12 protein-coding genes and 1 pseudogene are annotated in these 14234 nt (G+C 70.9%); 8 read left to right on the forward strand and 5 right to left on the reverse strand.

Annotation, left to right across the window (positions count from 1 at the left end):
• Window positions 1–159 precede the first annotated feature (159 nt).
• Genes ACL02U_RS27015 through ACL02U_RS27025 form a run of 3 tightly spaced genes read left to right on the forward strand, consistent with a single transcriptional unit; the run spans window position 160 to window position 2438 of the window.
• Entirely contained in the window at window positions 160–513 is a 354-nt protein-coding gene (locus tag ACL02U_RS27015) for a histidine triad nucleotide-binding protein (protein WP_412793564.1), read from the forward strand.
• Window positions 514–519: 6 nt separating this feature from the next.
• Window positions 520–1425: a ribonuclease Z gene (locus ACL02U_RS27020; RefSeq protein ID WP_412793565.1), complete on the forward strand. Its 906-nt coding sequence runs from the start codon at window positions 520–522 to the stop codon at window positions 1423–1425.
• Window positions 1426–1445: 20 nt separating this feature from the next.
• Complete coding sequence (locus ACL02U_RS27025; RefSeq protein ID WP_412793566.1) at window positions 1446–2438, forward strand: adenosine deaminase; 993 nt, start codon at window positions 1446–1448, stop codon at window positions 2436–2438.
• Window positions 2439–2536: 98 nt separating this feature from the next.
• On the opposite strand, the gene ACL02U_RS27030 is transcribed toward ACL02U_RS27025, so the two are convergent.
• Entirely contained in the window at window positions 2537–3778 is a 1242-nt protein-coding gene (locus ACL02U_RS27030; RefSeq protein ID WP_412793567.1) for an MFS transporter, read from the reverse strand.
• Between the two features lie 252 nt (window positions 3779–4030).
• Between ACL02U_RS27030 and ACL02U_RS27035 the strand changes: the two are divergent.
• Window positions 4031–4192 (forward strand): annotated as a pseudogene (locus ACL02U_RS27035) (glucarate dehydratase); the annotation flags it as partial.
• 332 nt (window positions 4193–4524) lie between these two features.
• Window positions 4525–5586: a PfkB family carbohydrate kinase gene (locus ACL02U_RS27040; protein ID WP_412793577.1), complete on the forward strand. Its 1062-nt coding sequence runs from the start codon at window positions 4525–4527 to the stop codon at window positions 5584–5586.
• Window positions 5587–5691: 105 nt separating this feature from the next.
• On the opposite strand, the gene era is transcribed toward ACL02U_RS27040, so the two are convergent.
• Entirely contained in the window at window positions 5692–6687 is a 996-nt protein-coding gene (gene era / locus ACL02U_RS27045) for a GTPase Era (protein ID WP_412793568.1), read from the reverse strand.
• 163 nt (window positions 6688–6850) lie between these two features.
• Here era and ACL02U_RS27050 point away from each other — a divergent pair, with 163 nt between their 5' ends.
• On the forward strand, window positions 6851–8164 hold the full coding sequence (locus ACL02U_RS27050) for an ammonium transporter (protein ID WP_412793569.1): 1314 nt from the start codon (window positions 6851–6853) through the stop codon (window positions 8162–8164).
• Complete coding sequence (locus tag ACL02U_RS27055) at window positions 8161–8499, forward strand: P-II family nitrogen regulator (RefSeq protein ID WP_412793570.1); 339 nt, start codon at window positions 8161–8163, stop codon at window positions 8497–8499. Before ACL02U_RS27050 ends, ACL02U_RS27055 begins: the two co-directional genes overlap by 4 nt.
• A 291-nt stretch (window positions 8500–8790) precedes the next feature.
• Here ACL02U_RS27055 and ACL02U_RS27060 read toward each other — a convergent pair whose 3' ends face one another.
• The 3 genes from ACL02U_RS27060 to mycP form a co-directional block, all read right to left on the reverse strand.
• Entirely contained in the window at window positions 8791–9144 is a 354-nt protein-coding gene (locus ACL02U_RS27060; protein ID WP_412793571.1) for a cytidine deaminase, read from the reverse strand.
• A gap of 165 nt (window positions 9145–9309) precedes the next feature.
• Window positions 9310–9843, reverse strand: a complete 534-nt coding sequence (locus tag ACL02U_RS27065; protein WP_412793572.1) for a hypothetical protein — start codon at window positions 9841–9843, stop codon at window positions 9310–9312.
• Window positions 9840–11150 carry a type VII secretion-associated serine protease mycosin gene (gene mycP / locus ACL02U_RS27070; protein WP_412793573.1) on the reverse strand — a complete coding sequence of 437 codons (1311 nt, stop codon included), beginning with the start codon at window positions 11148–11150 and terminating at the stop codon, window positions 9840–9842. Before mycP ends, ACL02U_RS27065 begins: the two co-directional genes overlap by 4 nt.
• 1233 nt (window positions 11151–12383) lie before the next feature.
• On the opposite strand from mycP, the gene ACL02U_RS27075 reads away from it, so the two are divergent.
• A partial coding sequence (locus tag ACL02U_RS27075) for a DUF6531 domain-containing protein (RefSeq protein ID WP_412793574.1) occupies window positions 12384–14234 on the forward strand: 1851 nt, incomplete at its 3' end.

The following is a 14234-nucleotide window of genomic DNA, read 5'->3' on the forward strand; positions in this document are numbered from 1 at the left end:
TCGGCGGGCGTTCCACCGGGGCCGCCGCGGCGGGGAACCCGGCCGGTCGGCCGGCCCCACGTCCCGGCGGCCCCGGCGGCCGACGAGCCGCGGGAGTCCGGGCGGTGACCGCTCGATACGATGCCCTCCGTATGATCACCGGCGCACAAGGAGGCCCGCATGGCAGGGGAACCGCAGGACGACTGCCTGTTCTGCAAGGTCGTCGCGGGGACCATCCCGGCGACGATCGTCCGTGAGACGGAGACGACCGTCGCGTTCCGGGACATCAACCCCCAGGCGCCCACGCACGTCCTGGTGATCCCCAAGGCGCACTACCCGAACGCCGCCGAGCTGTCCGTCGCCGCGCCGGAGCTCGCCGCGGACGTGCTGCGCGAGACGCGGGCGGTCGCCGAGGAGGACAAGCTCGACAGCTACCGCGTCGTCTTCAACACCGGCAGCGGTGCCGGGCAGACCGTCTTCCACGCCCACGCGCACGTCCTCGGCGGCCGCGGCATGCAGTGGCCCCCCGGGTAGTGCGCGATGTCCGTGCGTGAACTGGTGGTGCTGGGCACCGCCAGCCAGGTCCCCACCCGGCACCGCAACCACAACGGCTACCTGCTGCGCTGGGACGGCGAGGGCATCCTCTTCGATCCCGGGGAGGGCACCCAGCGGCAGATGCTGCGCGCCGGGGTGGCCGCCCACGACATCGGCCGGATCTGCGTCACGCACTTCCACGGCGACCACTCCCTCGGACTCGCGGGCGTCATCCAGCGGATCAACCTGGACCGGGTCCCGCACCCCGTCACCGCCCACTACCCGCGCTCCGGCCGGCGCTTCTTCGACCGGCTGAGGTACGCCACCGCCTACCGGGAGACGGTGGAGATCGTCGAGGCCCCGGTCGACGCGGACGGCGTCCTGGCGACCACGCCCGGCTACACCCTGCACGCCCGCCGGCTCTCCCACCCCGTGGAGTCCTACGGCTACCGCCTGACCGAGCCCGACGGCCGCCGCATGCTGCCCGACCGGCTCGCCGCGCACGGCATCGCGGGCCCGGACGTCGGCCGCCTCCAGCGTGCGGGCGCGCTGGGGGGCGTGCGCCTGGAGGACGTCAGCGAGGTGCGGCCCGGCCAGCGGTTCGCGTTCATCATGGACACCCGGATGTGCGACGGGGTGCACGCGCTCGCCGAGGGCTGCGACCTGCTGGTCATCGAGTCGACCTTCCTCGACGAGGACGCCGGACTCGCCGCCGAGCACGGTCATCTGACGGCCGGCCAGGCTGCGGCCGCGGCCCGGGACGCGCAGGTGCGGCACCTCGTCCTCACCCACTTCAGCCAGCGCTACTCCGACCCCGCCGAGTTCGAGCGGCAGGCGCGGGCGGCCGGCTTCCGGGGCGAGCTGACCGTGGCGCACGACCTGCTGCGGGTGCCGGTGCCGAAACGTCGGTAACGTCCCCGTACGATACGTCGATGCCCCTGCCGAAAGCCGAACTGCACCTGCACATCGAGGGCACCCTGGAGCCCGGGCAGGCCTTCGAACTCGCCGCGCGCAACGGTGTCGACCTGCCGTACGCCGACGCGGAGGAGCTCCGCCGGGCCTACCGCTTCGAGGACCTCCAGTCCTTCCTGGACCTCTACTACGCGCTGATGACGGTCCTGCGCACCGAGCGGGACTTCGCCGACCTGGCCGATGCCTACCTGGCCCGCGCCGCGACGCAGGGGGTGCGGCACGCGGAGATCTTCTTCGACCCGCAGGCGCACACCCGGCGCGGCGTCGAGCTGGGCACGGTCGTCGAGGGGCTGTGGCGGGCGCTGGAGCGCAGCGAGGCGGAGCACGGCGTCTCCACCCGTCTCATCATGTGCTTCCTGCGCGACGAGCCGGCGGAGTCGGCGCTCGCGACGCTGGAGGCGGCCGGGCCCCACCTGGACCGGATCACCGCCGTGGGGCTGGACTCCGCGGAGGTCGGCCACCCGCCGGTGAAGTTCCGCGCGGTGTACGAGGCGGCCGCCGCGCTCGGCCTGCGGCGGGTCGCCCACGCCGGCGAGGAGGGCCCGCCGGCGTACATCACCGAGGCGCTGGACGTGCTCGGGGTGGAGCGGATCGACCACGGGCTGCGCAGCCTGGAGGACCCGGCGCTGGTGCGGCGGCTGGTGCGGGAGCGGATCCCGCTGACCCTGTGCCCGCTGTCCAACGTCCGGTTGCGTACGGTGGAGAGCCTCGCCGCCCATCCGCTGCCCGCGATGCTCGACGCCGGGCTGCTGTGCACGGTCAACTCCGACGATCCGGCCTACTTCGGCGGCTACGCGGGCGACAACTTCGACGCCGTGCGCGAGACCCTCGGGTTGGGCGAGGACCGGCTGCGCGAGCTGGCCCGCAACTCCTTCCTGGCCGCCTTCCTGGACGACGACGAGGAGCGGCGGGCGCGGTACCTGGCCGAGGTGGAGGCGTACACGTTCTCCTGACGCCCGCGCACCGGGGTGCCGCCGCCTGACGCCCGCGCGTCCCCGGGTGCCGCCGCGCCCGCGGCCGCCCCTGCGGGTGCCGCGGGCGCTGCCGGAACTCAGTCCACGCCCGGCGCGGTGGCCGCCGCGGCCGTGTCGTAGGCCTGCCGGGCCGGTACGGCCGGTGCCTCCACGGGGATGTCGATCTCCACGACCGCCGCGGGCCGCCGGCCCGTGTGGACGGCGACCGCCGTCATGGGGACCGCGATCAGCAGCAGTCCGCCGCTCAGCAGGGTGCCCATGGCGGGGAATCCGGCCTGCGCGGACAGCACGCTGCCGGTGAGCGGGCCCGCCGCGGTGCCCAGCGCGGAGGCGGAGCCCACGAGTACCGCCCAGCGGCCGCGGGGGTCGAGGGAGGCGGCGAGGCCGATCAGGTAGGACAGCACCACCGGGTACAGGGCGTTCCAGGCGATCTCGCCGGCGGCGAAGGCCGGCAGGGCGGCGGCGGAGGCGCTGAGCGCCACGCAGCCGGCGATGAGTGCGGTGCCGATACCGATCGGCAGCGCCCTGCCCAGCCGCGGGCCGAGCGCGCCCGCGCCGAGCACACCGAGCAGTCCGGCGCCCAGCGCCACCGCGAAGACCGCGCCGACGGCGGACTCGGTCAGGTGGGCCTGCGCCTGGCCGATCCGGTCGCTGACGCCCCACAGGGCGTTCTGCGCGAGGGACCAGCACGGCATGGCGGCCGCGAGCACCAGCCCGGGCACCAGGTGGGGCAGGCGGGAGCGGGGCGCCGTCGCGCGGAGTCGGGCGCCGTCCGGGGCGGCGGTGCGGCCGGGCAGGTGGCGGGTGGCGGGCCAGACCGCGAGCGCGGTCAGGGCGTTCGCGGCGAAGGGTTGCCCGTGCCCGGGGCCGAGGTGGGGCAGCGCCAGGTAGATCGTGCCGGCGAGCGCGGACACGGCGAGCAGGCCGAGGGTGGACGCCCGGTGCGGGTCGCGTTGGGCGGCGATGCGCTGGGCGGCGACCGCGGTGACCGTGCCGGAGCCGAGGCCGCCGAGCACCGCGCCGGCGGCGACGGTGGGCACGGCCCAGGTGAGCGCGGCTCCTCCGTAGCCGAGGGCGGCGAGCAGCAGTCCGGCGCGGGCGGTGGTGCGCGCGCCGATCCGCTCCACCCGGGAGGCCAGCGCGAATCCGGCCGCCGCGGAGCCGAGCAGCAGTGCGCTGCCGATCGCTCCGGCCTGGGTGGCCGTCAGCGGCAGGCCCGCGTCCAGGCGGCCGACCGTCGTGGGGAGCAGATAGGGGGCGAGGTAGCCGGCCGTGAAGAGGGCGACGAGGGGCCGGGCGGCGAGGCGAGGGGCGAGCACGGGCGTTCCCAGGGCATGCGAAAGGAAGCGGGTAGGGGGGAAGAGGGCAGGGATCGCCAGGGCGGCGAGCACAGCCGGGAAAGCAGGAGAATGAGGAGAGAGGCGTCATGAGGTGACGCGGAGGGTGAGAGAGCGGCGACCGTCGACGGACAGGAGCGCGCGGGCAATTTGTATCAAGCGCGCGGGTCCGGAAGAAGCGCGCCGGGTGTGATCTGCGGCACGTTGTGTTTCGGTTGGTGAGGGAGGGGTAGAAGCGCAGCTCCTGGTCTCGGCGTCACCGTCGACCCCCGCAGACCGGAGCGCCTGCACCGACGCTGGCTCGACGACGACGGCACCCTGCGCGACCGCGACGACGCGGCCGCGATGCGCGCCGCCGACCCGGGTTGGTCCGCGCCCGCGGTTCCGCGCTGGTGAACCCGCCGGGCTCCGGCCCCGACGCTCCCGGGCCGGACCCGCCTCCCACCGCCCCACGTCCCACCGCCACCGCCCCGCTTCCCACCGCCCCCCGCCGTCCCCGCCACCGGGCCGGCCGGGTGAGGGACGCCCGCTGTCGGTGCCGTGGTGCACACTGGCGGGAAACGCACCTCGCCAGGGAGCGCACCGTGATCGCCGCCTCCACCCCACCCACCGGGGACCCACCCGCCCCGAAGCGCCCCGCCGGAACACCGCCCACCGGGACGGCATTCCGCGGCAGGGGACCCTCGCCCGTCCCCGGGGGACCGCACGACCGGACCCAGGTCGACCCGCTGGCGGCCCAGCGCGCCGCAGGCGAACCGCCCTGGGACGTCTACCTCACCGGCACCGTCTTCCTGGACATCGTCTTCACCGGTCTCGACTCCGCCCCGGTGCGGGGGACCGAGTCCTGGGCGCGCGGCATGGGCTCCAGCCCCGGCGGCGTCGCCAACATGGCCGCCGCGCTGGCCCGTCTCGGCCTGCGCACCTGCCTCGCCGCAGCCTTCGGCGACGACCACTACGGCGATTACTGCTGGGACGCGCTGGAACAGGGCGAGGGCATCGACCTGACCCCTTCGCGCACGGTCCCCGGCTGGCACTCGCCGGTCACCGTGTCCATGGCCTACGAGGGCGAGCGGACCATGGTCTCCCACGGCCACGAACCGCCCCCCGAGGAACCGGCGCCCGACTGCCCGCCCCTCGCCCGCGCAGCCGTCGCCTCCCTGGTCCCCGGCCGGAGCGCCCCCTGGATCGCCCAGGCCGCGGCCAAGGGCACCCGCGTCTTCGCCGACGTCGGCTGGGACGACACCGGCGCCTGGGACCTGGCCGGTCTGGCCGACCTCCGGCACTGCGAGGCGTTCCTGCCCAACGCGGACGAGGCGATGCGCTACACCGGCACCGACTGCCCGCGCGCCGCCGCGCACGCCCTCACCGAACAGGTGCCGCTCGCCGTGGTCACCCTCGGCGCGGACGGCGCCTACGCGGTGGACCGGCGCACCGGCGAGGCCGCCGAGGTCCCCGCGATCGCGGTGGACACCCTCGACCCCACCGGCGCCGGGGACGTCTTCGTCGCCGGCTTCGTCACCGGCACCCTGGCCGGCTGGCCGCTGGCCGACCGCCTCGCGTTCGCCGGGCTGACCGCCGCGCTGTCCGTGCAGGAGTTCGGCGGCTCGCTGTCCGCGCCCGGCTGGACGGAGATCGCGGCCTGGTGGCGCCGGGTGCAGTCGGTGCCCGGCCAGGACCCGGCCGCCCTGAGCCGGTACGCCTTCCTCGCCGACCTGGTCCCGCCGGAGGTGGCCCGGCCGTGGCCGCTGCGCCGGGCGGTGCCGACGATCGGGTTCCGGCAGTCGGCGTGACCTCCGCCTCCGCCGGCCCTCGCCACCGGTCGAGGTCCCTTGCGGGCCCCGCCCCGCGGCCCGGGCCGGGTGTGCTCGGAAGCCGGGTGCTCGGAAGCCGTGTGCTCAGAAACCCAGCCGGCGGAGCTGCTTCGGGTCCCGCTGCCAGTCCTTGGCCACCTTCACATGCAGGTCCAGGAAGACCGGCGTGCCCAGCAGCGCCTCGATGTGCTTGCGCGACTTCATGCCGACCTCCTTCAGGCGCCTGCCCTTGGGGCCGATGATGATGCCCTTCTGGCTCGGCCGCTCGATGAAGACGTTCGCGTGGATGTCCAGCAGCGGCTTGTCCGCCGGGCGGTCCTCCCGCGGCAGCATCTCCTCCACGACCACCGCGATGGAGTGCGGCAGCTCGTCCCGCACCCCCTCCAGCGCGGCCTCCCGGATCAGCTCGGCCACCATGACCTGCTCCGGCTCGTCCGTCAGATCGCCCTCGGGGTAGAGCGCGGGGCCCGGCGGCAGCAGCGGGATCAGCAGGTCGGCCAGGAGCCGCACCTGCTTGTCCCCGACCGCCGACACCGGCACGATCTCCGCCCACTCGATGCCCAGTTCCTTGCCGAGCTGGTCGATCGCGATGAGCTGCTCGGCGAGCGCCTTGGGCTCCACCAGGTCCGTCTTGGTGACGACCGCGACCTTCGGCGTCTTGCGGATCCCCGCCAGTTCCTTGGCGATGTACCGGTCACCGGGCCCGATCTTCTGGTCGGCGGGCAGACAGAACCCGATCACGTCGACCTCGGCCCACGTGGTGCGCACCACGTCGTTGAGCCGCTCCCCGAGCAGCGTGCGCGGCTTGTGCAGCCCGGGGGTGTCGACCAGGATCAGCTGCGCGTCCGGCCGGTGCACGATCCCCCGGACGGTGTGCCGGGTGGTCTGCGGCCGGTTGGAGGTGATCGCCACCTTCTGCCCGACCAGAGCGTTCGTGAGGGTCGACTTGCCCGCGTTGGGGCGGCCGACGAAGCAGGCGAAACCGGCCCGGTGCTCCCCTCCGCCCTCCACGGGACGGGAGGCGCCCCCCTCCTCGGCCGGCTGCTGGGATGACTGGGTACGCACGCTCATGCCGCCCATTCTCCCTGATCCCCGGGGCCCCGCCGCACCACGGTCCCGCGGCACCGCGAGCGTGAGGATTCGGAAACCCGCAGGCAACGAAACGTCGCGGAAACATACCCGTACGCAACCGGAAACGCGCGCCGGTGACCCTCGGACGAGCCCCCGCACCGATGGAGACCCCGTGACGACCCTCGCCGCAGCGCGCATCGACACCGGCGACACCGCCTGGCTGCTCGCCGCCACCGCCCTCGTCCTCCTCATGACCCCGGGACTCGCCCTCTTCTACGGCGGCATGGTCCGCACGAAGAGCGTCCTCAACATGCTGATGATGAGCTTCGTGTCGATCGCCCTGGTCACGGTGGTGTGGCTGGCGGCCGGCTACTCCCTCGCCTTCGACGACGACGCCGCGGCCGGACTCATCGGCGGACTGCACCACGCCGGAATGGCCGGCCTCGGCCCGGACAGTGTCCAGGGCACGGTGCCGAGCCTGCTGTTCGCCACCTTCCAGCTCACCTTCGCGATCATCACCGCGGCACTGGTCAGCGGCGCGATCGCGGACCGGGCGAAGTTCTCGGCCTGGCTGGTGTTCGTCCCGGTGTGGGCACTGCTCGTATACGTGCCGGTGACCCACTGGGTGTGGGGCCCCGGCGGATGGATCCTCGACAAGCTCGGCGCGCTCGACTTCGCGGGCGGCCTGCCCGTGGAGATCACCTCCGGTGCCTCCGGGCTCGCGCTCTGCCTGGTCCTCGGCCCGCGGCTCGGTTTCAAGCGGGACGCGATGCGCCCGCACAACCTGCCGATGGTCGTCCTCGGTGCCGGCCTGCTCTGGTTCGGCTGGTTCGGCTTCAACGCGGGCTCCGCCCTGGGCGCCAACGGCCTCGCCGCCGCCGCCTTCCTCAACACCCTCGCCGCGGGCTGCACCGGCCTGCTCGGCTGGCTCTTCGTCGAGCAGAAGCGCGACGGCCACCCCACCACGCTCGGCGCGGCCTCCGGCGCGGTCGCCGGACTGGTCGCCATCACGCCCTCCTGCGGCGTGGTCTCCCTGCTCGGCGCGCTGGTCGTCGGCCTCGCCGCCGGCGTCCTGTGCTCCTACGCGGTCGGCTGGAAGTTCAAGCTCAACTACGACGACTCCCTCGACGTCGTCGGCGTCCACCTGGTCGGAGGCATCGTCGGCACCCTCCTCATCGGCCTGTTCGCGGTCAAGGCGATGACGGGCGGCACCGAGGGCCTGCTCTACGGCGGAGGCGTCGCCCAGCTCGGCAAGCAACTGCTGGCCGTGGCCGTCGTCGCCGCCTACACGTTCGCCGTCACCTACGGAATCGGCAAGCTGATCGACGCCACCATGGGCTTCCGGGCCGACGAGGAGCAGGAGCAGACCGGACTGGACCTTACGGTGCACGCCGAGACGGCATACGATCACGGCGTCCTGGGCCACGGCGCCCCGGTCAGCTCCTCCGTCCTGCCCACCGCGCAGAAGGTCAAGACCCAGGCATGAAGCTCATCACCGCTATCGTCAAGCCGCACCGACTCGACGAGGTCAAGACCGCTCTCCAGGAGCTGGGTGTGCACGGCCTGACCGTCACCGAGGCCAGCGGCTACGGCCGCCAGCGCGGCCACACCGAGGTGTACCGCGGTGCCGAGTACCGGGTCGACCTGGTGCCCAAGGTCCGCATCGAGGTCGTGGTGGAGGACGCGGCGGCCGACGAGGTCATCGACGCCGTGGTGCGCGCCGCGCAGACCGGCAAGATCGGCGACGGCAAGGTGTGGGCGCTGCCCGTCGAGACCGTCGTACGGGTCCGCACCGGCGAACGCGGCCCGGACGCGCTCTGAGCCGAGCCGAGCCCGGTACGGCGGCCCGCCCCGCCGAGCACCGTACCGCCCCGCCGAGCACCGTACCGCCCCGCCGACCACCGGACCGCCCGCCGACCGCCGGACCGTCCGCCGACCGCCGGACGTCCGGCCTCCGAGGGCGGCGCCGCAGGCCGGGCCGGCGTCACCGGGGCGTCACGCACACCGCGTGGACGTGTGCACGGCGTGGACGTGCAGGCGCCCCGGACACCGTGCAGCCGTAGCCCCGGACACCGCGTGGCTGCCGGCCGACGGCAGCCGCGGGAGGCCGGATCAGCCGGCCGACAGCGTCGACCGCACCTCTCCGTCCGGCCCGGCCACCAGCACCGGCGTCCCGGTGCCGCCCAGATCACGCACCGCGGCCAGGTCCTCGGCCGAGGCCGACTCCGCCTCGGTCACCACCGCCGCCGCCTCCAGCGACTTCGCGCCGGACGCCACCGCCATGGCGACGGCCGTGCGCAGCGCGCTCAACTTCAGCGAATCCAGGGCGACGGTGCCCGCGACATAGGTGCGTCCGGTCTCGTCGCGGACGGCGGCACCCTCCGGTACACCGTTGCGAGCCCGGGCCGAACGGGCCAGAGTGACGATCTTGCGGTCCTCGGGATCGAGCGCGCTGCTGTCAGTCATGCCCCGAGCATACGGAGACGGTTCAGGCCCGGGGTGCACCGGTCTTCTGCCGCAGAACTCGGAGCCTGCCGGACGCGTCTCCGGCTGTGACCGGCAGGGTCCGCCGGACCCGGCGATGCGATCGATGCCTTCGCCGACCTGATCGTTCCCACGGCTCAGTGCGGCTCAAGGCCCTTGGGACGGTGGCGGGCTGGCGGCTTGTCGGATCGCGCTGATGACGGTCGACAGTTCAGTCGCTGAGTAGCTGCGTACGTTGGGCAGGGATATGGGAGTGCCGATGCTGATGAAGTTCTGATGGGGGTTGTGCCGGGCGGCTGAGACAACCGCGCTGTGGAGATTCGGTCCCACTGCGATGATCAGTCCGCATTTGCGTTGCACGAGGCTGTTGACGTATGGCAGGGAGGCCGACTGGTCGCTCTGAGGGACTTCGATGCGCTGTGCGTTGACGTCGGAGCCTGAAGCTGATTGCTGCAAGGCTGACCAGACAGGTTGGGCCATCGTCGCGTCACGTTGATCATTGATCAGACAGGCACGGAAGTTTTGTGAGACATTGCTGGCGACCACTTTCGGAATGTGAGGACCGGCCAACAGTGTCACGGTGAGCCACGCCAGAAGGCCGGTGACGGCCAGTGTGCCCGCGATAGCCGAGAGGCGACGGCCACTCGGACGACATGAGTGTTGCCTGAAGGAAAGCTTCACCTGGGCGCTCCGGAATTGGTTCTTGGCGGTCTGCCGTCTGTCCGGTCGGGAGTGGAGCGCCGTTGCGCTCGGCTCTTCCGTTTCCGCTTTCCGGGTTTGCCAGCGGGGCGTGGCCTGCCGAGTGGCGCCGAACGCGGACCTGACTCCTTGGCGGAACCTCCCCTGCGGTGTCGGACGACGACCCCGGCCGATGCGACAGCGAGAGCCGCTGCCCCGCCAAGGCCGAGAGCGGTCGTCCAGCCCGCACGAGTGTCCGTGTGGTGAGTGCCGGCCGGAACGGCAGAGAGGAGAGGGTTGGTGGCGTTTCCGCTGACGCTTGTGGGTGCACGCAGGGCTGCCAAAGGATCGATCAGGCCGTAGCCGTACTGGTCGTCGCGGCCACTGCCACCAGGCCGTCGTGCCGTACTGATCAGGCGGCGGATGCTCTGGCCCGCAGTCAGGCGAGGGTCGGCGGAACGGACCAGCGCGGCTGCTGCGGAGACGTAGGCGGCTGCGTAACTGGTGCCGTCTGCCTTGACGTACTGACCTCGGTTGTTGGTGGAGTAGATGTCGGTTGCCGGTGCGGCGAGCGTGGACGCGGGTCCGGATTCGCTCACAGGCCAGAAGTGACCGCTGGAGTCGGTGCCGGTGACGTCGATGACCCCGGGGAAGGCGGCCGGGTACATGGCCGGGTCGCCGTTTTGGCCCTGGTTGCCAGCGGAAGCGACGATGACCGCGTCTCTGGCGAGTGCGTAATCGACGGCTGTGCGCAGCAGGGGGTCGGGCGTGGTCATTCCTGTGGATATATTGATGACTTGTGCATGATGGTCGGCGGCGTATTTGATGCCTTCCGCTATGGCGGCAGGTGTTGCTGCTTCATTGGTGGAAACGCGGACGGGGAGGACTTTGGATTTCGGTGCGAGTCCGGTCATTCCGTTTCCGTCGTTTGCTCTGCCGGTTCCTGCGATAATGCCGGCTATAGCAGTTCCGTGTGAATCATCGGATATGTCTGTCTGACCGTTATCCCGTGGATCTCCGATGAATCCTGCGCCGCTGAGCACCTGGCCCTTGAGGTCGGGGTGGGTGGCGTCCACTCCGCTGTCGATGACAGCTACGGTGACGCCTTCCCCCTGCGTCACGTGCCATGCCTTGGCCGCTTGAAGCAGTTGAAGGGGCCACTCGGACCGGCCGATAGAAACCGCCTCGGCGGATGCGCCGACCGTGAGCGTCAATATTCCGGAAAGTGCGACCATTAGCGCCAGTCGGCCGGCAATCAACAGCGGGGTTGGCGCGGGTCGCTTGCCGCTCGGGCCTCGTGTGAACAGCACCTGCAACTCCCATCGGTTCGGACGTCCCGTACGGCACGCGCGGTGCGCGCACGGAATCCCGTCAGGTTTTACCACATTCCCTAGCAAGGGCCGACACTGCTGAGCAGTCGGCCGGACCGCTTCAGATTCAGTGGCGAGTGATGAAGCGGTGGTCAAGGCCTGCAAATCGGGCTGGAAAATATCGGCAAAGGTCGCACGGATATATCGGGTGCAAGGGTGTGTGATCGCATCAAGTTGCCGTATCTATTTGGCGATAAAGATCTTTTCATCTTCCGGAGTCGCAGGTACAACTTCCGGGCCGTGCCCTCACCAGGGGCCATTCCGTGTCGTGCGTGTGGGGGTTCTGCAATGATTCGCTGGCCAAATGGCCTGATGTCCGGTATCGGCAGAGGGGCGCCGTTCATTTCCTCTCTCGCGACGAACACGCGACGTTCCTGGTCACGAGGAGTAGCGGTGATCCTCAGCGCCGTGCTCCTCATGGTCGTGGCGACGGAGTCGGCCGGTGCCGTCATTCAGGAGCAGGTCCGGGTCGCGCGGTCCGCGGTACTTCCCCATCAGCGCAGAGGTACCGCGGCCGGCTTGTCCCACCAGACCGGCTCCGCGCTTACCGGGGAAGGGCCGACGCTCGCCGGGGGCGGGACGCCAAGGCCGGCGGCGGTGAAAGGCGCACTGCCTGCTGACCGGTCATCGAAGCAGTCTCTGCTGAAGCCGTCGACCTCGTTCAGCGGACCGAAGGCGACACTCGAAGGTACGAGGATGACACCGCCGCCGGCGGAGCCGGCGGGGCAGCATCACGGGCAGGCATCTGTCCGTTCATCCCTCGCCGGTGGGGACCCCGACCTTCCTGGTCCGGTGACCAGCGGGTCCGAGCTCATTCAGGGGAGGAATGCCACCACCTCGGTCTTCCAGAACCCCGACGGCACCCGCACTGCTCGCGTCTACAGCCGTCCTGTCCACTACCGGGCGGCCGACGGCTCCTGGGCCGACATCGACACCACGCTCGTTCAGAGTTCCGCGGGCGACTGGCACGAGAGGGCAGACACGCCGGCTGCTCGCTTCGCGGCGAGTGGCGACGACTCGATGCTGGTGACGTACGGACCTGGTGACGGTGAACAGGTCGGCTACGGCCTCCAGGGGGCAGCAGCCGTCCCGGGCAAGGCATCAGGAAACTCGGTCACCTATTCGGGAATCGCTGACCAGTCGGACGTGACGTATCAGGCGACCGGTTCGGGTGTGAAGGAAACACTGACGCTGCACTCCGCCTCGGCACCCACTTCCTGGGTCTTCCCACTGCACCTGACAGGTCTGTCCGCATCGCTGAATCAGGACGGCAGCGTGGTGTTCCGGGACGCTCGCGGCGCGGTGCGTGAAACGATCCCGCACGGTTTCATGGAGGACTCCCGCCTCGGCGACATCTCCGGTGAGGGGGCGGTCTCCACCGGCGTCACCTACTCCCTGACCACCACGTCCAACGGTGAGCCGGCACTGGCGGTGTCGCTTGACGCCTCGTGGCTGCACGACAAGGCGCGAGTGTTCCCCGTCAAGGTTGACCCCACGAACCTCAAGGTCTCTTCGAGCACCTATGTGGAGACGCCGTATGACATCAACTTCTCCACAGCCGACACCCTGAAGGTCGGCTCGTACGATGGCGGCACCCACAAGGCCAACAGCTACCTGCTGTTCTCGTCGTTCGGTTCGACGTTCAAGAACGACTACATCGAGAAGGCCTCGCTTTATCTCGACGACGTGTGGTCCGGCGGCTGTACCGCCGAACCCGTCTACGTCCGCCCCATCACCAGTTCCTGGAACGCCGGGAGCATCGCCGACTACCCCGGCCTGTCTTACGGGTCGTCGATCGGGTCGGCCAGTTTCTACGGCGGCTCCAGTTGTGGTGGCGCTTCATGGCACGGCATCGACATCGGCGACAACCCGAGCGCCGCCGGTGTCAAGCTGCTCGAGGGGTGGGCACACGGGGGCACCAACAGGGGCCTCGCGCTGACCGCCAATACGTCCGTGGTGGCCGCCTGGAAGCAGTTCGCCTCGCTCCACTCCTCCTATCCGCCGTACCTGTCGGTGACCTACAGCCCCTACGGTGCGGACTACTCGATCCCCAATCAGACGTACACCGAACCGACGCAGAGCACCACCGGCTCCATGAAGGTGACGCTGACCAACCGCGGCACCGCCTCGTGGTCCACCTCCACCACCCAACTGGCCACCGATGTCTACACCACATCCTGGTCGAAGATCATCACCAACGCCACCAAGACGTCGGTGCCGAGCTCGGTGAGCCCCAACTCGACTATCACGATGACCGGCACGCTGCCGACGCTGGCGCCCGGCCAGTACTACGTCTGCTGGGACGTGCTCACCGGCGGAACCTCGTTCTACTCGACCTACGACGTGCCGATGAAGTGCACGGAGATCACGTCCGCTGACACGCCGCCGCAGATCGACTCGGCCTCGCCCCCGACGAATGCCGTACTCGGTTCCCTCACTCCGCAACTGTTCGTGACCGGCCACGACCCGGACAACTATCCCGGTAGCGGACTGACCTACGACTTCAAGATCTACTCCAACCCTGCTTCCGGCTCCCCTTCCCTGGCTGCGGACTCCGGTTGGGTGAACACCACGCAGTGGACTGTTCCAGTGGGCGACCTGGCCTGGGACCAGGCCTACTACTGGATTGTGGCCGACAACGACGGCGACGCGCAGAGCGGCTGGTCGCGACCTGCCTACTTCTCCACTTCCGTACCGCAGCCGCTCATCACCTCGCATCTGGGATCGGCCACCCGGAGCGATGGCGGACGCGCGTTCGACCCGTACGTGGGCGACTACACCACGGCCGCTACGGACGCTGCCGTCTCCACCGCCGGCCCAGCGTTGGACGTCTCACGCACTTACAACTCGCTCGACCCGCGCAGCTCGCTTCTGTTCGGTGCCGGCTGGTCGTCCCGCTACGACATGAGCGTTCAGCCTGACGACGACAACTCCGGGTCCGTAGTGGTCACCCATGCGGACGGCCGGCAGGAGCGGTTCGGCCGGAACAGCTTTGAGCTGCACGAGATCGCCGGCGTCGGCGAT

The sequence above is a fragment of the Streptomyces sp. MS06 genome, from assembly GCF_047200655.1.
Classification (GTDB): Bacteria; Actinomycetota; Actinomycetes; order Streptomycetales; family Streptomycetaceae; genus Streptomyces.